The 20696-nt window shown below is 58.2% G+C and carries 20 protein-coding genes; 6 read left to right on the top strand and 14 right to left on the bottom strand.

Annotated features, from left to right (window positions below; translation table 11 throughout):
* Nucleotides 1–105: 105 nt before the first annotated feature.
* A complete protein-coding gene (locus ACR0NA_RS06885; protein ID WP_480727339.1) occupies nt 106–552 on the top strand; it encodes a DUF4174 domain-containing protein in 447 nt (148 codons plus the stop codon).
* Nucleotides 553–628: 76 nt separating this feature from the next.
* On the opposite strand, the gene ACR0NA_RS06890 is transcribed toward ACR0NA_RS06885, so the two are convergent.
* Both ACR0NA_RS06890 and ACR0NA_RS06895 read right to left on the bottom strand, forming a co-directional pair.
* Nucleotides 629–2674: an acetyl-CoA carboxylase biotin carboxylase subunit gene (locus tag ACR0NA_RS06890; RefSeq protein WP_170650856.1), complete on the bottom strand. Its 2046-nt coding sequence runs from the start codon at nt 2672–2674 to the stop codon at nt 629–631.
* Between the two features lie 117 nt (nt 2675–2791).
* The gene (locus tag ACR0NA_RS06895; protein WP_170650857.1) at nt 2792–2995 is read right to left on the bottom strand and encodes a hypothetical protein; all 204 of its coding nucleotides are present in this window, start codon (nt 2993–2995) and stop codon (nt 2792–2794) included.
* A 650-nt stretch (nt 2996–3645) separates the two neighbouring features.
* Here ACR0NA_RS06895 and ACR0NA_RS06900 point away from each other — a divergent pair.
* Nucleotides 3646–4794, top strand: coding sequence for a DcaP family trimeric outer membrane transporter (locus ACR0NA_RS06900; protein WP_170650858.1), 1149 nt, complete (start codon nt 3646–3648; stop codon nt 4792–4794).
* Nucleotides 4795–4880: 86 nt separating this feature from the next.
* On the opposite strand, the gene ACR0NA_RS06905 is transcribed toward ACR0NA_RS06900, so the two are convergent.
* From ACR0NA_RS06905 to ACR0NA_RS06920, 4 genes are all read right to left on the bottom strand, one after another.
* Nucleotides 4881–5234, bottom strand: coding sequence for a hypothetical protein (locus ACR0NA_RS06905; protein WP_480727345.1), 354 nt, complete (start codon nt 5232–5234; stop codon nt 4881–4883).
* Nucleotides 5235–5397: 163 nt separating this feature from the next.
* Entirely contained in the window at nt 5398–5772 is a 375-nt protein-coding gene (locus ACR0NA_RS06910; protein WP_480727347.1) for a DUF6497 family protein, read from the bottom strand.
* 107 nt (nt 5773–5879) lie between these two features.
* Nucleotides 5880–6278, bottom strand: coding sequence for a cupin domain-containing protein (locus tag ACR0NA_RS06915; protein WP_480727350.1), 399 nt, complete (start codon nt 6276–6278; stop codon nt 5880–5882).
* A gap of 43 nt (nt 6279–6321) precedes the next feature.
* Complete coding sequence (locus ACR0NA_RS06920; RefSeq protein ID WP_480727354.1) at nt 6322–7854, bottom strand: acyl-CoA carboxylase subunit beta; 1533 nt, start codon at nt 7852–7854, stop codon at nt 6322–6324.
* A 182-nt stretch (nt 7855–8036) separates the two neighbouring features.
* Here ACR0NA_RS06920 and ACR0NA_RS06925 point away from each other — a divergent pair, with 182 nt between their 5' ends.
* Both ACR0NA_RS06925 and ACR0NA_RS06930 read left to right on the top strand, forming a co-directional pair.
* Nucleotides 8037–9242: a multidrug effflux MFS transporter gene (locus ACR0NA_RS06925; RefSeq protein WP_480727358.1), complete on the top strand. Its 1206-nt coding sequence runs from the start codon at nt 8037–8039 to the stop codon at nt 9240–9242.
* 89 nt (nt 9243–9331) lie between these two features.
* Nucleotides 9332–10732 (top strand): helix-turn-helix domain-containing protein, encoded by a 1401-nt coding sequence (locus ACR0NA_RS06930; RefSeq protein ID WP_480727361.1) that lies wholly within the window; start codon nt 9332–9334, stop codon nt 10730–10732.
* A gap of 55 nt (nt 10733–10787) precedes the next feature.
* Here the strand turns inward: ACR0NA_RS06930 and ACR0NA_RS06935 are convergent, their stop codons facing one another.
* The 6 genes from ACR0NA_RS06935 to ACR0NA_RS06960 form a co-directional block, all read right to left on the bottom strand.
* A complete protein-coding gene (locus ACR0NA_RS06935; protein WP_480448774.1) occupies nt 10788–11027 on the bottom strand; it encodes an HP1242/YdcH family protein in 240 nt (79 codons plus the stop codon).
* A 258-nt stretch (nt 11028–11285) separates the two neighbouring features.
* Nucleotides 11286–12944: a choline dehydrogenase gene (gene betA, locus ACR0NA_RS06940; RefSeq protein WP_480727363.1), complete on the bottom strand. Its 1659-nt coding sequence runs from the start codon at nt 12942–12944 to the stop codon at nt 11286–11288.
* A gap of 89 nt (nt 12945–13033) precedes the next feature.
* Nucleotides 13034–14542 (bottom strand): choline-sulfatase, encoded by a 1509-nt coding sequence (betC, locus tag ACR0NA_RS06945; protein WP_480727365.1) that lies wholly within the window; start codon nt 14540–14542, stop codon nt 13034–13036.
* Nucleotides 14539–15111, bottom strand: a complete 573-nt coding sequence (gene betI, locus ACR0NA_RS06950) for a choline-binding transcriptional repressor BetI (protein WP_170650868.1) — start codon at nt 15109–15111, stop codon at nt 14539–14541. The genes betC and betI overlap by 4 nt, the downstream gene beginning before the upstream one ends.
* A gap of 93 nt (nt 15112–15204) precedes the next feature.
* Complete coding sequence (locus ACR0NA_RS06955) at nt 15205–16113, bottom strand: DMT family transporter (RefSeq protein ID WP_480727368.1); 909 nt, start codon at nt 16111–16113, stop codon at nt 15205–15207.
* 40 nt (nt 16114–16153) lie between these two features.
* Nucleotides 16154–16753: a LysE/ArgO family amino acid transporter gene (locus tag ACR0NA_RS06960; protein WP_480727370.1), complete on the bottom strand. Its 600-nt coding sequence runs from the start codon at nt 16751–16753 to the stop codon at nt 16154–16156.
* Between the two features lie 87 nt (nt 16754–16840).
* On the opposite strand from ACR0NA_RS06960, the gene ACR0NA_RS06965 reads away from it, so the two are divergent.
* Both ACR0NA_RS06965 and ACR0NA_RS06970 read left to right on the top strand, forming a co-directional pair.
* Entirely contained in the window at nt 16841–17725 is an 885-nt protein-coding gene (locus tag ACR0NA_RS06965; RefSeq protein WP_480727372.1) for a LysR family transcriptional regulator ArgP, read from the top strand.
* Between the two features lie 38 nt (nt 17726–17763).
* On the top strand, nt 17764–18453 hold the full coding sequence (locus ACR0NA_RS06970; RefSeq protein ID WP_480727375.1) for a nitroreductase family protein: 690 nt from the start codon (nt 17764–17766) through the stop codon (nt 18451–18453).
* A 43-nt stretch (nt 18454–18496) separates the two neighbouring features.
* Here ACR0NA_RS06970 and ACR0NA_RS06975 read toward each other — a convergent pair whose 3' ends face one another.
* Both ACR0NA_RS06975 and ACR0NA_RS06980 read right to left on the bottom strand, forming a co-directional pair.
* The gene (locus tag ACR0NA_RS06975) at nt 18497–19738 is read right to left on the bottom strand and encodes an MFS transporter (protein WP_480727377.1); all 1242 of its coding nucleotides are present in this window, start codon (nt 19736–19738) and stop codon (nt 18497–18499) included.
* 191 nt (nt 19739–19929) lie between these two features.
* Entirely contained in the window at nt 19930–20670 is a 741-nt protein-coding gene (locus tag ACR0NA_RS06980) for a YebC/PmpR family DNA-binding transcriptional regulator (RefSeq protein WP_170650874.1), read from the bottom strand.
* Nucleotides 20671–20696 lie beyond the last annotated feature (26 nt).

Genomic DNA, 20696 nt, shown 5'->3' on the forward strand with positions numbered 1-20696 from the left:
GTTGCCCGGTCAGACGTGGCGCAGCGCAACATTTTACAGTCTGTGTGCATTTCGCCGGTCGCATTCAGCGGCGCAGGGGCTATATTCAAACGAACAGGAGGCCCTATGACACGAACGCTTGCCCTTGTTTTCTCGGCACTATTCCCGCTGGCAGTTTTTGCCGCAGACGGGTCTGCACCTGCTGATGACGAATTCGTCCGCCCTGTCGGCGACAGCGACCTCAGCGAATATCTTTGGGTGAGCCGGCCAATTGTGGTTTTTGCCGACACTCCTGCCGATCCGCGCTTCCAGCAGCAGATCGATATGCTGCTTGAGGGCGAAGAGGCCATGCGTGACCGTGATGTCATCGTACTGACCGACACTGATCCGTCGGCCCGATCCCCGATCCGGTCGCAACTGCGCCCGCGCGGGTTCCAGATGGTATTCGTCGACAAGGACGGCGTGGTCAAACTGCGCAAGCCCAGCCCATGGAGTGTGCGGGAGATTGGCCGGTCCATCGACAAGACCCCCCTGCGCGAACGCGAGATCCGCGAACGGCGCGAGGGCGGCTGAGCGCATTTGCCATACCCAACGGCCCCGGCACAAAGCGCCGAAGTCCCTTTGGGATATGACAAACGCGCGGACATGATCACTCGAATTCCATGATCACATCGTCAACAGCCAGACTGTCGCCCGCGCCAGCGTTGATCTTGGAAACGACACCCTTTTTCTCGGCGCGCAGGATGTTTTCCATCTTCATCGCCTCGACAGTGCACAAGGCCTGACCTTCCTGCACCTCCTGCCCCACTTCGACATCGACCTTCACGATCAGGCCGGGCATCGGGCAGAGCAGCATCTTGGATGTGTCAGGCGGCAGCTTCTCGGGCATCCGTTTTGCAAGCTCGGCCTGACGGGGGGTGCGCACATGCACCTTCATATCCGCGCCCCTGTTGCGGATGCGGAATCCACCGGAAATCTTGCTTGCTTTCAGGACCAGCGGGCTGCCGTTGATATCCAGCGTTGCCAGTTGATCACCCGGCGTCCAGTCCGAAGAAACGCGGTATTCACCGCCACCTTCGAACGTGACCGTCGAACCTGCCGGATCGGCGGCGATGGTAAGATTGTACTCGTACCCTTGCAGGCTTACCGTCCAATCAGTTCCCACTTTGCGTTCATGGTTGTCCATACGGCCTGACAGGCGGGTCCGGCGAATCTCGGCTACACGGTGCATCGCCGCGCAAGAGGCTGCGATCCGGCGCAGATCGTCTTCGTGCAACGAAACACCATCAAATCCGTCAGGATATTCTTCGGCGATGAATGCGGTTGTCATGTCGCCCGAAACAAATTTCGGGTGATCCATGACCGCCGACAGGAACGGCAGGTTGTGGCCGATGCCTTCAACTTCGAAACTGTCAAGCGCCACGCGCATCGCCTCGATCGCCTGTTCGCGGGTCGGCGCCCACGTGCACAGCTTGGCGATCATGGGATCGTAATACATCGAAATCTCGCCGCCTTCGTACACGCCGGTATCGTTGCGCACTGCGGCCGCGCCCTCGGGCGCCTCACCCTGCCATTTGCCGTTGACCAACAGCGGCCCCGCAGCAATTTCCTGCGGCGGGCGATAACGTGTCAAACGGCCAATCGACGGCAGGAAGTTGCGATACGGGTCTTCGGCATACAGCCTGTTCTCGATGGCCCAGCCGTTGAGCCGCACGTCATCCTGAGAGATCGACAATTCCTCGCCCGCTGCCACGCGAACCATCTGTTCCACCAGATCGACACCAGTGATCAGTTCGGTGACCGGATGTTCAACCTGCAGGCGGGTGTTCATTTCCAGGAAGTAGAATTTCTTTTCACCGTCGACGATGAATTCTACCGTGCCCGCACTGGCGTAGCCCACGGCCTTGGCCAGCGCCACGGCCTGCTCGCCCATGGCGCGGCGTGTTTCTTCGTCAAGGAAGGGTGACGGAGCCTCTTCAACCACTTTTTGGTTCCGGCGCTGGATCGAGCATTCGCGCTCACCCAGATAAATGCCGTTTCCGTGGGTGTCGCACAGAACCTGAATTTCGATGTGGCGTGGCTGAGTTACGAATTTCTCGATAAAGATGCGGTCGTCGCCGAACGAATTCGCCGCTTCGTTCTTGGATGACTGAAAGCCCTCGCGCGCTTCTTCGTCATTCCAGGCAATTCGCATGCCCTTACCGCCGCCGCCAGCGCTGGCTTTGATCATCACGGGATAGCCGATTTCCTGGCTGATCTTGACCGCTTCGTCTGCGTCTTCGATCAACCCCATATAGCCGGGAACCGTGGAAACGCCCGCCTCCTGCGCGATCTTTTTCGAGGTGATCTTGTCACCCATCGCCTCGATCGCGCCTTTTGGGGGGCCGACAAAGACAACGCCTTCGGCCTCAAGCGCCTCGGCGAATTTGGCGTTTTCCGACAGGAAGCCATAACCGGGATGCACCGCCTGCGCGCCGGTCTGACGGATGGCCTCCATGACCTTGTCGATCACGATATAGGACTGGTTGGCAGGCGGCGGGCCGATATGCACCGCCTCATCCGCCATTTCCACGTGCAGCGCGTTCTTATCAGCATCTGAGTAGATGGCGACTGTGCCGATACCCATCTTGCGCGCGGTCTTGATGACCCGGCAGGCGATTTCGCCCCGGTTGGCGATCAGGATCTTGTTGAACATGGAACGTCCTTTGTCTTGGGTGTCTGGAAACGCAAAACGCCGCCACCGGGCATAAGCCCCGCGACGGCGTGTTGCGTGATTTCGGCCGGGGCCAAACGGCCCGCGGAAAAATAGGTATCAGTTACAGGTGTTCTGGGTCTTGCAATACAGCAGGTTGGTCGCCGCACCTGCCGCCGCGCCGACAACCGGGTTGGCATCCAGAACCAGCGCGCCAAGCAGGCCCGCGCTGCCGCCATAGAGCGCCTGTTCGCCGGGATCGTCCCCGCAGGCCGCCAATCCGGCGCACAGGCCAATTGCAGCGATGAGTCGTGATGTCTGCATGAATTCTGCCCCTTTTCAGACTTTGAATTTTCTGAGGACAGATGCGGGGCCGTGGCCGACAGACGCAAGCCACATCGCCGTGACAATGGCTGTTGCGCAAAATCCTGCTTTCGGACGGTTGGATTCCGCCGAAAGAAAAAAGCGGGCAGGGTATTGTGGGGAACACAAACCTGCCCGCTGAAGGAAGGGGTACGGAATAGTAGGTGCTTGTGCGGCGCAGGCAAAGTAGAGCCGCACGGCCCAACTACTCTGCCCGCCACAATAATTGCCGCCAAGCTAACATTGTTTCCAAACAGGTTTCCGGCCAGTTTCTGCCTATTCGGCAGAATTACGCGCAACTTTGTGCCGACCCGAGCAAAGGGGAACGCGTCCCCAATATGCTCATTCGCCGTCACGTTGCCGTTACACTTGAGGCTATCGAAGGCTGCCACACCATGTAGAGATTCACAGGCGATGACGTCAGCGCCATTCACCTTGATCATTGTTCTCAAGGGCTTCCGTTCGAATGGCGGTATTTTACAGCCATAATCGGTTTTTAGATCACGCAAATGAGAAAATAAGCCCACTATTTGTATCTTATTCGTGAATTTCCCAAGGCGAATTTGCGTGAAAGTGTTGCGGTGCATACTCGCACACAAGGAAAAATCCCCATGAAAAACAAAGGTAAAGCAGCCTTTCTGCTGGCTGTTTCCGGGGTGGCGCTGGCTGCCTCTCCGATCTGGGCTCAAGACGCGCAAACACAGGCCGAAATCGACGCCTTGCGCGCACGCGTCGAGGCGCTGGAAACGTCCAACAATTCTTCCAGTGGTGATTTTCAGCTGGGAAGCACTTCGCTGGATATCTACGGCTACGTCAAATCCGATTTCTTCTACGATTTCGAGTTTGATCAGGGAGATACGGCGTTTGTGAACGTCATCGGTGAGCCGTCCGCTGCCACGGACGGTACGTTCGGCGCCACCATACGGCAATCGCGGCTGGGCCTTCGGACCAGCACGCAGACCGACATCGGTGAGATCACCGGGCAACTGGAATATGACCTGTTCGCATCCAATGGTACTGCCGAGCTTCGGCTGCGCCATGCGAATATCGGTATCGGTGATAACTGGCTGATCGGGCAGTACTGGACCAACTTCCAGCCGCTCGACACGTACCCGACCACCGTTGAATTCAACGGACCCGTCGGTATCGCCTTTGCCCGGGTTCCGCAGGTGCGCTACAGCAACAAGCTCGGCGGTAACACCACTCTCAGCTTCTCGGTCGAGGAAAACGTCGGCGGGTCGAACTCGGACGATCCGGTGTTGACAGGTGCGGTCGAATACAATGACGGCACCTATGTCGCGCGCGCGGCTGCCCTTTATGGCAACGCGCAATCCGGCACCGTCGAAGTTGATCAGACCGGCTTTACCCTGTCGGGATCCGTCCGCCCCTGGCAAGGCGGGCTGTTTCAGGTCAACTACGTCACCGGCGAGGCGCTTGGCCCCTATCTTATCGGTCTGGGCAATGCCATCGTCGGCGGGCAGGCCAATGATGTCGATGGCTATACCATCGAATTCCGGCAGGATCTGAGCAGCAAGTGGAATGTCGGCATCGCGTACGGCAAAGAAGAATACGACCTGCCCACCTCGACCGGGACCCTGTCGTTTACCGAGTTGGAGACGATCCATGTCAACGCCTTCTACAAGGCGACCGACAGTCTGACACTCAGCGCGGAATACATCTTTGGTGAACGGAATGACGTTATTTCCGGCCAGACCTTCGATGGCAACCGGGTTCAAATTGCTGCTCAGCTGAACTTCTGAAATTGCAAACCAGCCCTGCCCGCTCCCGGGCAGGGTTCCCACGGCATGGCCGGGCAATGGCTTATGCACGGGGACGGCACACATAGTCAGTAGCTATCCTCAAACACGTCAGGGAATGACACGCGCGCCACTTCAACGTCGATGGCCAGAAGTGCGTCATAGCTGGCGGTGTCGAACGGATCTTCGGCCGGCACGACTTCTCGCCCGAACAACCAGCTGATCCGCCCGGCATCCAGATTGCCGCGCTCGAAAGGTTGATCGCCAAAGTGTTCCCACAACGCCCTCAGAAATGCGGTGTCGGCACGACGGTCCGCCGCCTTGCGATCGCGATACCGTTCGCGCCGCGTCAGCGGTGTGACACCCTTGGGGTTGGCACGCCGGACTGTGAACTGAAAATCGGTTCCGGGAAGACGACCGGGGAAACCGCGGTGCTTCAACATAACTGCACCTCCTGAAACTTGGCGAAGTCCAACGGGCAAACGCCTGATCTCTGACCAAAAATCGACGGTTTCCATCCGGGTAAGGATGAGCTCATAACGCGCGCTCCCAATGCGAAAAGGTTGTGTTGAGGCACTTTGGCGAGTTCAACGGCTGGTTTCATCGTCAAAGCCCCTCCCAGATACACCGGGATTGCTCCAGCCGATAGGCTTCGAAAAACTGAGTGGCGTCTGGTTCGGACAGGCCGAATTCCACCGGCCGATCAGACAGCGAGATCACCACGCGCGCGGGCTCCAGTTCATGCTTTGCCACGTAAGGAACCGCCAGTGTCTGGCACAGATGCTCCATATCCACAGTGGCCACGTCGTACCCGATACGTCCCGCGGTCGCGCCAATCTTGGGCGCGACAAAGCGGAACCGAACCCACAGTTCGCCGGGGTTGTTGTCCAGCAGAACATCCCGCAATTCCACGGGCTGCCCTGAAGGAACAGGCAACAAGCTTTGGGAGTTGCCGGTCGTCGCGGCACACACAGCCAGCACTGCCAGAACATAGCCGCAGCCCCGGCCCCGCGCCCGGCGGGCTCCTCCATCCGGGGCTGCGTGCGCAGCAGAGTCTGGCCGCGCGATTCTATGTCTGGTTGAACAATTCATGGGGTAGATTCGTCTTTGGTGTCAAACTGCGCGGGCGAGATGATCTCGATTAGTTCCATGTCGTCGGAATGGCGAACCTCGCGATGCACAACGCCGGGCGGCTGCAGTACGCACGACCCCGCACGCAAAGTATGTTCGCCCTGCCCCTCATATTCAAAGACGACCCAGCCCTTGGTGACGTAAACCATCTGGAAGTCCAGATCATGGCTGTGCCACGCACCCGGGCTTTCCATCCCCGGCACGGCACGGATGACATGCGCGCCGAATTTACCCTGCGTGGCCTCTTTGATCCCGAGGTCGCGGTACTCAAAGAAGGCCCGCAGCCCCTCGCCGACAAATGGGGAATCGTCGGCATGAGAAACGGTGAAAGCCTGATTTTTCCATAGCTGGGTCATTTGGCAATTTCTGTGGGGTGGGATGTTGACCCACCCCGCAGCCTCACAACGGAATGTTATCGTGCTTCTTCCACGGGTTCTTCAGGGATTTGCCCCGCAGTGAGGCAAACGCACGCGAGACCCGGCGGCGGGTGGAGTGCGGCATGATTACCTCGTCGATGAACCCGCGCTCGGCGGCGACGAATGGATTGGCAAAGCGGTCTTCGTAGTCCTGGGTATGGGCCGCGATCTTGTCGGCATCACCCAGGTCGGCACGGTGGATGATCTCGGTCGCGCCTTTGGCACCCATCACGGCAATCTCGGCCGTCGGCCAAGCATAGTTGAAATCGCCGCGCAGATGCTTGGACGCCATAACGTCATATGCACCACCATAGGCCTTGCGGGTGATCACCGTGACCTTTGGCACCGTCGCCTCACCATAGGCGAACAACAGCTTGGCCCCGTGCTTGATGACACCACCGTATTCCTGAGAGGTCCCAGGCAGGAAACCCGGCACATCCACGAAAGTCAGGATAGGGATTTCGAAACAATCGCAGAAACGGACAAAGCGCGCGGCCTTGCGGCTGCTGTCGATGTCCAGACAACCGGCCAACACCATCGGCTGGTTGGCGACGACACCGACCGTTTGCCCCTCGAGCCGCATGAACCCGGTGATGATGTTCTTGGCGAAGTCTTCCTGAATTTCATAGAAGTCACCCTCATCCGCCACTTTGGTGATGAGTTCCTTCATATCATAAGGCGTGTTCGGGTTTTCCGGCACCAGAGTGTCCAGCGAGGTCTCAATGCGGCCCGGTTCGTCAAAGAACGGACGCACAGGCGGCTTTTCGCGGTTGTTCAGCGGCAGGAAATCCACCAGTCGGCGCACCTCAGCCAGCGCCTCAACATCGTTTTCGAAGGCACCGTCAGCAACGGACGATTTTTTGGTATGGGTCGAGGCACCGCCCAACTCTTCGGCGGTGACCACTTCGTTGGTTACCGTTTTGACCACATCCGGACCGGTCACGAACATGTAGGACGTGTCCTTGACCATAAAGATGAAGTCAGTCATCGCCGGGCTGTAAACAGCGCCGCCTGCGCATGGCCCCATTATGACACTGATCTGAGGCACCACGCCGGATGCCATGATGTTGCGCTGAAACACCTCGGCGTACCCGGCCAGCGAGGCGACACCTTCCTGGATTCGCGCCCCACCCGAGTCGTTGATGCCGATCACAGGCGCCCCGTTCTGCACGGCCATATCCATGATCTTGCAGATCTTCTGCGCGTGGGTTTCCGACAGCGATCCGCCAAATACGGTAAAGTCCTGCGAAAAGACATAGACCATGCGGCCGTTGATCGTGCCCCAGCCGGTCACGACGCCATCACCTGCAGGCTTTTGATTTTCCATCCCGAAATCGGTGCAGCGGTGGCTGACAAACATGTCGAATTCTTCGAAGCTGTCTTCGTCCAGCAGCAGTTCAATCCGTTCGCGCGCCGTCAGTTTGCCGCGCGCATGTTGTGCGTCGATCCGTTTTTGACCGCCACCCAGCCGCGCAGCCTCGCGGCGATTTTCCAACTCGGAAAGGATGTCTTTCATCGCGTTAGTCCCCTGTAACATTTGGCGGGACAATATAGACTGAGACATTCAGGCCAAAGTGATTTTCGGCAAATTTGCAAATACTTCTCAACCGCTCAACAGCTAATTGCAAATTTGTTAATTAACACTTTAACACATTCGCAGGCATAGCAATGATCTTTCCCCTGCCTTAAATGCAAACCATGCAGTTCAGTTCCACACAGGCGCGTCGCAGCCCCCCGACACTTGCGACACTTATTTTGCTGTCCGGGCTGTCGGCACTGGGCATGAACGTATTCCTGCCCAGCCTGCCCAACATGGCGACTTATTTTCAGGCCGATTACAAAGTTCTGCAACTTTCCGTGGCACTGTATCTGGCGGTCAATGCCATCATGCAAATCCTGATCGGCCCCATTGCGGACAAGGCCGGGCGTCGGCCGGTCATTCTGTGGGGGCTGGGCCTTTTCCTGCTGGTCACACTGGGGTGCATTTACGCGCCAAATGCAGAAGTGTTCCTGTTCTTTCGGATGTGTCAGGCCGTCATCGCCGTCGGTATCGTGCTAAGCCGTGCCGCAGTCCGCGACATGTACGAACAGGACAAGGCCGCTTCGATGATCGGTTATGTGACTATGGGCATGGCGGTGGTCCCCATGGTCGGCCCCGCGATCGGCGGTCTGCTGGACGAAGGCTTTGGCTGGCAGGCAAACTTCTGGCTGCTGTTCGGCCTGGGCGCGTTGACGCTGCTGCTGGTGTTTGTGGACTTTGGCGAAACATCGCACAAAAGCGGCAAGACACTGGTACAGCAGTTCCGCGAATATCCCGAACTTCTGACCTCGCCTCGTTTTTGGGGATATGCACTGGCGTCGGCTTTTTCCTCCGGTGCATTCTTCGCCTATCTTGGCGGCGCACCGTTTGTGGGAACCGAAGTGTTTGGCATGAACCCTGCCGAGGTCGGCATCTATTTCGGGGCTCCGGCAGTCGGATATTTCTTCGGCAACTTCATCAGCGGCCGGTATTCGGTGCGCTATGGCGTGAACCGAATGGTGCTTTGGGGATGCTGGATGAACGCCATCGGCGTTGCTATTTCGGTTCTGATCATGCTGGCAGGCCTTGGCTCGGCGATCAGTTTCTTCGGCTTCATGACCTTTGTGGGGTTAGGTAACGGGATGTCCATTCCGAACGCCACTGCCGGATCGCTCTCGGTGCGTCCGCATCTTGCTGCTACGGCTTCGGGCCTGAGCGGCGCGATCATGCTGGGCGGCGGCGCCGCACTCAGCGCGCTTGCGGGGGCGCTGCTGACCGTCGAGACCGGCGCCTTACCCCTGCTATGGCTGATGCTTGCCACATCGGTGATGGGCATTGTGGCGATCCAGGTGGTGATCTGGCGGGAACGGCAGCTGGGGCTTTAACCAAAGGGCCCTTTGGGCGCGCAAGATCGCTTGCGCAGGGCAGTTTGCAAAGCTAGCCTTGGCGGTGTGTAAATCTGCAAAGACAAGCCATGGCCACCCAGAAACTGTATGCCGGCGCCAAGCTGCGCGAAATCCGCAATCGCCTGACACTCAAGCAAAAGGATTTTGCCGCCAAGCTTGGTGTTTCGCTGCCCTACCTCAACCAGATGGAAAACAACAACCGACCGGTCTCCACGACGGTCGTGCTGGCGCTGGCGCAGGAATTCGGGCTTGATGTCACCGAGCTCAGCACCGGCGACAGCGAACGGCTGGTCTCAGATATGCGCGAGGCACTGGCCGACCCGATCTTTGCCGACACAATGCCACCGGTTGCCGATCTTCGTCTGACTGCTTCAAACGCACCGGCGCTGGCGCGTGCCTTTATCGAGCTTCATCGCAACTATCGCCAGACCCACGAACGCCTCGCCTCGCTGGACGAGGCGCTGGGGCGCGAAGACGCGCGCATTCAGGCAAGCCCGTGGGAAGAGGTCCGCGACTTTTTCCACTATTGCGACAACTATATCGACGCTGTTGACCGCGCCGCTGAACGATTTGCCGAGCGCGCCGACGGGTCCGGCGGCATTCGCGAGGCCGCGTTGACCAGCCTGTCCGACCGCGGTGTGCAGGTCGATTTTTCGGACACTGAAATTCTGCGAAGCTATGACGCGCAGAACAAGAAACTTGTGCTCTCCTCTCGCACGGCACCGCAGACACAGGTGTTTCAGTTGCTGTTGCAGGTCGCCCTGATAAGTCAGGACCAATTGCTGGAAGCCACGCTTGATTTTGCCCGCTTCCAAAGCGACGAAGCCCGCTCGATCGCTAAAATCGGCCTTGCGAATTACTTCGCGGGCGCATCCCTCATGCCGTATGGCAGCTTTCTGGCAGCGGCGCAGGAATACCGCCACGATCTTGAGTTGCTCAGCAACCGGTTCGGCGCATCGATTGAACAGGTGGCGCATCGCCTGTCCACGATGCAAAGGCCCGGCGCCAAGGGTATCCCGTTTTTTTTCGTCCGGGTGGATCAGGCGGGCACCATCACCAAGCGTCACTCTGCCACGCGCCTGCAATTCGCCCGCTTTGGCGGGGCCTGCCCGCTGTGGAACGTTCACCGCGCCTTTGAAACGCCGGGGCACTTTTTACGACAACTGGCCGAAACCCCGGACGGGGTTCGCTATATCTCTCTGGCGCGGGATGTGTCGAAATCGGGTGGTTCGTTCGGAAGCCCCGTGCGCCGCTATGCAATTGCACTGGGGTGCGAGGTGCGCCATGCCGAGGCGCTGGTCTATGCCGACAATCTGGACACCAACAACGCAAGCGCCTACGAACCGATTGGTATTTCCTGCCGGATTTGCGAACGCAAAACCTGCCACCAGCGCTCCGTCCCGCCGCTGGAACGACGCCTGACCATCGATGCGCATACGCGCGGGACCCTGCCCTACGAAGTCACCTGATCCGGAAGGGTTACAGGGCCGCAGTTGCCGCGGCCCTTTTGCGGGTCAACGCATGTCAGGCTTTGGACAGAATGGCCCAGATCTCATCCTTGAGGGCCGCGCGCTTTTTTCGAAGCTCAACCTCGGCCAATTCCTCCATGGGCTCGACATTGGTTTCGGCACGGTGAACGGTGCGATTGATTTCGTGATACTCGTCTGCCAGCCGGGAAAAATGGGCATCCGATTGCTTGAGCTGGCTCATCAGTTCAGCCTTGTCCGGAAACTCTTCGGCCAGTTCATGCGGGGTGTGGGACATTTGTGTTCGCTCCTGATCTGTGTGTTGCAGCCAATTCGTAAATACGATGCGCCCAACACGCTTTGACCGGGATCAAAACAAAGCAGATTTTGCACAGGTTTCAGCATATGCGGCACACACATAGACAACATGTGATCGGGCCCGCACGTCCGCAACCTCCCACAGTTCGGCAACAATGAAACGGACCCTTCCAACTGGAAAGGCCCGCTGAGAATGCCGACTGACCTGACTGCGTTTATCAGGTGGTTTTAAGATCGGTTAACGCTGTGCCGTCACCCATTCAGGATGGATCCAGGGGCGATCATTCGCCTTCGAAAGCGGATCTTTTCCAAGCAGATGATCCGAGACCTTCTCACCCACCATGATCGATGGCGCGTTGAGGTTGCCGTTGGTGATCTGCGGAAAGATCGAGCTGTCGGCCACGCGCAACGCGTCAACACCGATCACCCGACCTTGCGGATCGACAACGGCGTCTTTGTCATCGGCACGGCCCATCCGGCAAGTACCGCAGGGATGATAGGCGCTTTCGGCGTGTTCCGCGATAAACCCGTTCAGTTCCTCGTCCGTCTGCACGGGCGCGCCCGGCTGAATTTCCTTGCCCACATAGGGTTTGAATGCGTCTTGCCCGAAAATCTCGCGCGTCAGCCGGATGCAGGTGCGGAAATCCTCCCAGTCCTGTTCGTGGCTCATGTAGTTGAACCGAATGACCGGCGCATCCTCGGCCCGCGCCGAACGCAATGTGACAGCACCCCGCGACGGCGACCGCATCGGCCCGACATGTGCCTGAAAACCGTGCCCCTCGGCCGCCGCCTGCCCATCATAGCGCACCGCAATGGGTAGGAAATGGTACTGGATGTCCGGGTACTCGACACCGGGTTTCGATCTGATGAAAGCCGCACTTTCAAATTGGTTCGAAGCGCCAAGGCCGGTCTTGGTGAACAACCACTGCGCCCCGATCAAACCCTTGCTGATCAGATTCCAGTGTTTGTAGAGTGTGATTGGCTGAACCGAAGCCTGCTGAATGTAGAGTTCCAGGTGATCCTGCAGGTTCGCACCAACACCCGGGCGATCGGCCACAACCTGAATACCGTGCTCCGCCAGATGTGCGGCCGGGCCTATGCCAGAAAGCATCAGAAGCTTCGGCGAGTTGATCGACGACGCCGCCAGCACCACCTCGCGACGGGCGCGGATGATCTCTTTCTTACCGCCGCGCACCAGTTCGACCCCCGTCGCGCGGCCATTTTCCATAACCACGCGTGAAGCGAGTCCACGGACGATATCGCAGTTGTCGCGCTTGAGCGCCGGCTTCAGATAAGCGTTCGCCGCAGACCAGCGCCGTCCTTTCCAGACGGTCTGTTCCATCGGGCCAAAGCCTTCCTGCTTTTCACCGTTATAGTCGCCGGTAACTTCGTACCCTGCCTGCTGACCCGCATCGACAAAAGCCTTGAACAGCGGGTTCGCACGCGGCCCGCGCGAAACATGCAGCGGCCCATCCGTCCCGCGCCATGTGGGATCGCCACCATGGCCGCCATCGTGCCATGTCTCCATACGTTTGTAGTAGGGCAGTACGTCGGCATAAGACCAGCCGTCTGCCCCCATATCGGCCCAAGTGTCGAAATCCCTCGCGTGGCCACGCACATAGACCATACCGTTGATCGAAGACGATCCGCCGATCACCTTACCGCGCGGACAGGCCAGACGTCGGTTGTTCAGATGCTGCTCGGGCTCGGACTGGTAGCCCCAGTCATAGCGCGACATGTTCATCGGATAGCTGAGCGCCGCAGGCATCTGGATGAACGGTCCGGCATCGGTGCCGCCATGTTCGATCACCAGCACCGAGGCCCCAGCCTCGCTCAGTCGATAAGCCATCGCGCAACCGGCGGATCCTGCACCGACGATGACGAAATCTGCTTCCATATTCGGGTCTCCTGTGCCCACCGGGTCAAGATTTTTCGTCGAAAAATCTCACTCTCTCCGATGGGGTAATTTTCAATATTGTGAAGAGGTTATTCGCCGCGCGGATATCGCTGGCTTTCCTCGACGGTATTCAGGTCCATGTGATTGCGCATGTAGCGTTCGGATGCTTTTTGCAGCGGCTGATAATCCCAGGGGTAGTAGCCGCCCTGCCGCAGCGCCTCATACACCACCCAGCGCCGGGCCTGGCTGGCACGCACATCCGCATCGAAGCGATCCAGATCCCAGCGTGCCTCGGATTTTGCCTGCAGGGTTTGCAGCGTTCCGGCATGTTCGGGATTGTCGGCAAGATTGTCCAACTCGTTGGGGTCCGCGTCCAGATCGAACAACTGATCAGGGTCAAGCGCGCAACGGTTGTATTTCCATTTTCCATAACGCAGTGAAACCAGCGGTGCATAAGATGCTTCGGCCGCATATTCCATCGCCACCGGCTCTGAACGCTCTGCCCCGTTGGCCAGCGGCACCAGATCGTGACCATCGGTCCAGGGTGCGATTTCGGCCATATCGACCCCTGCCAGCACCCCAAGCGTCGGCGTGACGTCAATTGTCGAAACCGGGGTGTCGATCCGACCGGCTGGCATGTCCGGAGCAGAAATCATCAGTGGCACTCGTGCCGAACCTTCGTAGAAGTTCATCTTGAACCAAAGGCCCCGCTCGCCCAGCATATCGCCGTGATCCGAGACGAACATGATGATTGCTTCCTGACGGGTCGTCTCCAGCACCTCCAATATCTCGCCAATCTTGTCATCGAGATATGAGATATTTGCAAAATACGCCCGACGCGATTTGCGGATATCTTCTTCGGTGATGTCAAAGCTGCGCCAGTCGTTGGCGTCAAAAATACGTTTGGAATGCGGGTCCTGGTTGTCATAGCCCAGATCCGGGACCTCTGGCAGCAGGTGTTCGCAATCCTCGTATAGGTCCCAGTACTTCCGGCGCGCCACATAAGGATCATGCGGGTGCGTGAAGCTGACGGTTACACACCACGGACGCTCATCCTTGCCGCGGGCAAGATCATAGAGCTTGGCCTTGGCGTTGTAGGCAACCTCGTCATCATACTCCATCTGGTTCGAAATTTCGGCAACGCCCGCCCCGGTGACCGAACCCATGTTGTGATACCACCAGTCGATCCGTTCACCCGGCTTGCGGTAATCAGGCGTCCAGCCGAAGTCAGCCGGATAAATGTCGGTCGTCAGACGATCCTCGAACCCGTGCAGCTGATCCGGGCCGACGAAATGCATCTTGCCGCTGAGGCAGGTGTAATACCCCGCACGACGCAGATGGTGGGCATAGGTGGGTATATCGCTGCGAAACTCGGCGGCATTGTCATAGACGCCGGTACGTGACGGCAACTGACCCGACATAAAGCTCGCCCGGCCCGGCGCACACAGCGGCGAGGCCGTGTAGGCGTTGGCAAATCGTGTCGAACGTTCCGCCAGCTTTTTCAGGTTCGGCGCATGAAGCCATTCGGCGGGACCATCGGGAAAGAGGGTTCCGTTGAGCTGATCCACCATCAGGATCAGAATGTTCGGTTTTGTCATTTTCCGGCCTCGATGAGAGTGTTGAGGACACGCAGGGCGTGGTTAACGGCCAATTCCGGCCTCTCCGGTGCGCTGAGCGCAGCCCGGATATAAAGCCCGTCGATCAGGGCGATCATGTTTTCAGCCCCTTCAACAGGATCATCCAACAAAGGGCGCAAGGCATGGGTCAGGTTCGACCGGATGCGCGCCTGATAAACCTGCCACAGCCGCAGCGCATCATCATTGGTCTGCGCCAGTACATAAAAGGTCATCCAGGCGGCAATGACGTCCGGAGTAAAACAGGACGGCGCGAAACACGCGCGAATGATTGCCTGCGCACGCGCGGATGGTTCCGCGGCATTCAGCTCTGTCCGCGCCTCTTGCCCGAAATCGCTGAGGATACGGCGCATGGCCGCAAGGAAAATCTGATCCTTGCCACCGAAATAATGGTGCGCCAATGCACTGGACATCCCCGCCCGCTTGGCGATCTGGCTGACTGTCACGTCGAGGGATTTTTTCACGCCAAGTTCCGCAATCGTCGCCTTGACGATCGCGTCGCGCCGTATCGGCTCCATCCCGAGTTTCGGCATGTCTGGCTCCTCAACACAACATTTGCAATTAAACGCTATGTCGATTTTATTGACTCGTCAATCAATAACGCATTCAGCCCAGCCGAAACCTCGTCAAAGTTTGGGCGCAATGCTTAGTGGAGTCACTTCCCGTCGGTTCAACACGGCTTCGCGCCAGGTGATGAAACTGACCGCTGCAAGAATGAGTGTACCACCGGAAACCACCCAGATATCCACCTGTTCGTGAAAGACAAGTGCGCCAAGCAGGGTCGCCCAGATCAGCTGCAGGAACGTAACCGGCTGGGTCACTGCCACCGGCGCGGCCTGCAGTGCGAGCGTCATGAAATAGTGCCCTGCCGTGGCAAAACTGGCCACAAGAAACAGCACGCCGATATCACGCAGGCTGGGCGGCGACCAAACCGCGACGGCAAAGGGAATCAGCATTATGGTCACCCAGATGGACAGTTGCGCAACGACAACCGATGGCCTGATATCTTCGACCATGACCTTGGCCAGCAGGTACGACCCACCCAGCATCAGCGAGGTTCCAAGCATCGCAAGATGGCCTGCTGATACTTCACGAAACCCAGGTCGGAGGATGATGGCCGTCCCGACAAGAGCAACCACAACGGCGGCAATGCGGCGTGCGGCCAGTTTCTCTCCCAAAAACAAAGCTGCGCCTATGGTCACGTAAACCGGGGTCAGATAATTCATCGCCGTGACCTCGGCCAATGGGATCTGTGTCATGGCAAAGAACCACAACATCACCCCGACTGCATGCACGGCCCCGCGCACCCCGAATATCGTAATGTGGCGGCGCGTCAGGCGGGTCGACAGAATCGCACGCATGGCTGGAAGCAAAAAGACCAGACCCAATGCGTAGCGCAGAAATGCGGCTTGAATCGGGTCCATGCTGGTTCCCATGGACTTGACCAGAGCCGTCATCAAAACGAAAGAAAGCCCGGCGGCGAACATCCAGAACATACCGGCTAGCGGGTGGGACTGTGCAGCTGCGATTGTCATGGCACTGGTTGAACACCTAAATGCCCGCCGGGACAACCCTTCACATCGCAACAAGTTTCAATGCGATACCCAACATGACTATTCCGATCAGCACATCGAGAACCTGCCACGCGCGCGGGCGGGTGAAAAACGGGGCCAGCAACCGGGCGCCATATCCCAGCGAGAAAAAGAAGGTGAAACTGGCGGTGACGGCCCCCAGCGCAAAGGCAAACCTGTCATCGTACTGCGCCGAAATCGAGCCAATCAGGACAACGGTGTCCAAGTAGACGTGCGGATTCAGCCAAGTGAATGCCAGAACCATAAGCAATGCAGTCTTCAGGCTGGTTTTCTGCCCTTTTTCGGCATCCATGGCCGCGCCACCCTTCCACGCGGAATTCAGACTGCGGAACCCATACCAGATCAGAAAAATAGCGCCGCCATATCTCATGACCGGCTCGAATTGAGGGATGGCCTGCGCTAAAGCCCCAAACCCCGCAACACCCGCTGTAATCAGGATGGCGTCTGACATCGCGCAAGTCAGGCATAGCGCAAAAACATGCTCGCGCCGCAAGCCTTGCCGCAGGACAAACGCATTTTGCGCACCGATCGCCAGAATCAGGCTGAACCCAAGGGCGAAACCCGGAAAGAACGTAGCTGACATGTGGCCTCCGACTGATTGCCCGAGTTGACTATTGGGTGCGCACGGATTTATCCAGTTAATTATCCTAAGCCAAATTAAGCTGAGCTAATGCTGTTCGACCCCAATCATCTGGCCACCCTGTCGGCGATTCTGCGGCTGGGCAGCTTTGATGCCGCTGCCGCCGATCTGGCCGTCACCCCTTCGGCCATTTCACAGCGCATCAAAGCCTTGGAAGACCATGTGGGAACCTCCCTCATTCATCGTGGGCCACCCTGCACTGGTACAGCGGTGGGCCTGCGCATTGCAAAACACGCCGAGGACATTGGCCTGCTTGAGGCTCAACTCAGCCGCGAACTTTCGCTGGAGAACGGACCGGGTTCAGCCCGTGTCAAAGTTGCCGTTCCCGCCGATAGCCTTGCCACCTGGTTTGTCACTGCCATGGCAGCGGTCCCGGACCTGCTGTTTGATCTGGTCATCGACGATCAGGACCATTCGGCCGACTGGCTGAGACGCGGCGAGGTCAGCGCAGCGGTTACCGTTGGCGGCCAGCCCGTCACCGGGTGTGATGCTGTTCCGCTGGGTACACTGAGGTATCTTGCCACCTGCAATCCTGGCTTTGCTCGCAAGTGGTTTCGGGATGGCGTAACCGCTGAGACGCTGTCAATTGCGCCTTGCATGACATTCAATCGCAAGGACAATCTGCAAAAGACCTGGCTTGCAAATAACTTTGATCCGCGCATCTCTCCACCCTCCCATTTCCTGCCCTCGACACACGCCTTTGTCGATGCCGCCTGTGCGGGACTGGGATGGGGCATGAACCCTGAATCTCTGGTTCGGCAAGCCATAAAGGACAACAGATTGCAGGTTCTGTTGCCCGACACGCCGCTGGACGTTCCGCTGACGTGGCAAGTTGGCCGCATCATGGCGACAGCACTTGCACCTTTGACGAAGGCCGTCAAAAGTGCCTCAGCCAAGGACCTGATCCGCGCGTAACCCGATTGGATCAGGCCAGAACAAACCGGAGTATTGCAATGTTCACCCGCGACGCGCTCAACTATGACCCGATACCGCTTCCGGATCGCAATGACCTGCCGGACGCAGAAATGATTGCCGAAGCGCGTGCCTTTTACGATGTCATGCGCAAGCGGCACACGGTTCGGGACTATTCATCCCGCGACGTCCCGCGCGAGGTGATTGAAACCTGCATTCGCACTGCCGGTACCGCCCCGTCAGGTGCAAATCATCAACCCTGGCATTTTGCCGCCATCTCGGATCAGGCTTTGAAACAGCGAATTCGAGAAGAAGCCGAGGAAGAAGAGCAGCGGTTTTATGAGGGTGGTGCCGGTGACGAATGGATCAAGGCGCTGGAACCGATCGGCACCAATGCGGTCAAGGAACACCTGACCGTCGCCCCGTGGCTGATCGTCGTTTTCGCCCAGCGTTGGGGTCAGTTCGAGGACGGAACCCGATACAAGAACTATTACGTGCCGGAAAGCGTGAACATCGCCACCGGTTTTTTGCTGGCGGCCCTGCATCACGCGGGCCTTTGCACGCTGACTCACACGCCGAACCCGATGCGTTTTCTGAACGCGGCGCTGGACCGACCGGCCTCGGAAAAGCCCACGATGATCATTGCGGTCGGCCATCCTGCCGACAATGCCACGGTGCCTTCAGTCGCTAAGCTGAAGAAACCTTTGGAGGAGATTTCGTCGTTTTTCTGATCAAGGGTATGATCGATAAATTTATGCGAACTGCCCAAAGCCCCTAGCGGGCAGCTTCCTTGTGTTTCGGGTGCGGTGCTACGAAACGGCTGCAGGCATAGGCCGCAAAAACACTTGCGGCGACGATGAATACGATAGCCCAGATCACTTCCTGACTGTGGGCAACTGCAGCCAGTCCGGCGCCCACGATTACGGCAGATAGCCTGGATACGCTTTTGATCACGGCAGATGCCTTGATGCGCTGATCCTCTGGCGCGATGTCCATAAAGTACAGCTTGCGCGCACCGCCCGCGCCGGTCACCGCGATAGTGGCCACAAAAAGGGCAATCGAATGCGCCCGCACATCGTGGTCAAGCCCGCCAAAGTGCATCAGGATCAAGGCCAGACCTGTCCCCGCGACCAGTAGCGACCCGGTGATCATCACCACCTGATGGGATTTCATGTTTACAACGTGCCACAACGGCGCGGCCACCAGATATCCGGCAGCAGACGAGATGATCAGCGCTGTCATCCCTCTCGCTGAGCTGTGATGCGATTCAGCCGCGATCAGGGCAAAGAACGGGACGGCAAGGGCGACCACCACCAGCGGCAGGCGCATCGCAAGGTATTTGCGAAACCAGCTTTCACCAAACAGCGTCCGCGCATCCGACAGAAAAGAGGTGACTGTCGTCCTTGGTGATCTGGGAGTTTCGACTTTTTCAGAACTGGCACCCGCCAGTTCGCGAACCGCCATCACAAAAACAGCCGACACGAGGAAACAAACCGTGGCAATAGCCACCACGGCGGAATGACGTTGAAACGGCGGCTGGCCTTTGGTGATTTCATGCACCACCAGTGTCAGGGCAATCGCCCCCACACCGCCGAGCCCAAGTTGCAGGTAGTGCTGCCAGATTCGCGCGTTGGAATTGAGGTGGTTGCTGAGGAAATCCACCAGCATCAGCCCCTGAATTTCTTCGATCAGACCGATCATGAAGAACGCGGCAACAAAAGCGATGGCCACCAAGATCATGTTGCCCGTCGCGGCGACAATCACTGCCAGCAGAAGACATGCGCCGATTGCAATCTCGCACATCGCCAAGGCGCGCTTTTTCTCGGATTTCGCGGCGATTGCGTCAGCCAGAAATACATCCCCGATCATGCTGCCCAGCTTGCGGATCGAAACCAGCGCTCCGGCCAGTATCATCGGCAGTTCAAGCGATACCGCAAGAAACGGCATAACGACCGATGGGCTGCCCATTGTCCAGGCGACCTGTGACAGAACGCTTTGACTTGTCAAAGCGGACATGTTGCGTCGCTCGAACTTTCTGGGCGCGGAGGCCATCAACCAACCAACCAGTTGCGCTTACTTTTTTCCACCAAATCAACCCTCTCGAAATACCTGAACCTACCCACAAGGTACAAAGTTCGAACCATTCGGCCAAGAAATGAAAAAGCCCGGCGATTGCCGGGCTTTCTGCAGAACGGTGTCTGGACGCTTCAGAGTTGCGCCATGACCTCGTCAGATGCTTCGAAATTGGTCGTCACACGCTGTACGTCGTCGTCATCTTCTAGCGCGTCGACCAGCTTCATCAGCCGTTGCATGTCTTCCAGACCCAGTTCAGTGGTTGTAGTGGGTTTCCAGACCAGTTTGGTTGACTCTGATTCACCAAGTGCGGCTTCAAGCGCGCCAGATACGTCGTTCAGATCGGTATCCGCACACCAGATGACGTGACCATCTTCCGAGCTTTCGACATCTTCGGCGCCCGCTTCGATAGCCGCTTCAAAGATAGCGTCTGAATCGCCCGCGGTTGCGGGGAAAACGACCTCTCCCTTACGTTCGAACATGAAACCGACCGATCCGGTCTCGCCCAGATTGCCGCCGTTCTTGGAAAAGGTCGAGCGCACGGTCGAGGCTGTCCGGTTACGGTTGTCGGTCATCGTCTCAACGATTACCGCTACGCCGTTGGGGCCATAGCCCTCATACCGGATTTCTTCGTAGTCATCGCCTTCGCCGGCAACGGATTTCTTGATCGCCCGGTCGATCACGTCCTTGGGGACCGAGTTCGACTTGGCCTCTTTCACCGCCAGACGCAGGCGCGGGTTCTTTTCGGGATCGGGGTCACCCATCTTGGCGGCGACGGTGATCTCTTTCGACAATTTGGAAAACAGTTTGGACCGCGCGGCGTCCTGACGCCCCTTGCGGTGCTGGATGTTGGCCCATTTGGAATGGCCGGCCATGTTGCGTCCTCGTGATGATTGCGTGT

It is taken from the genome of Ruegeria sp. C11 (assembly GCF_056537725.1).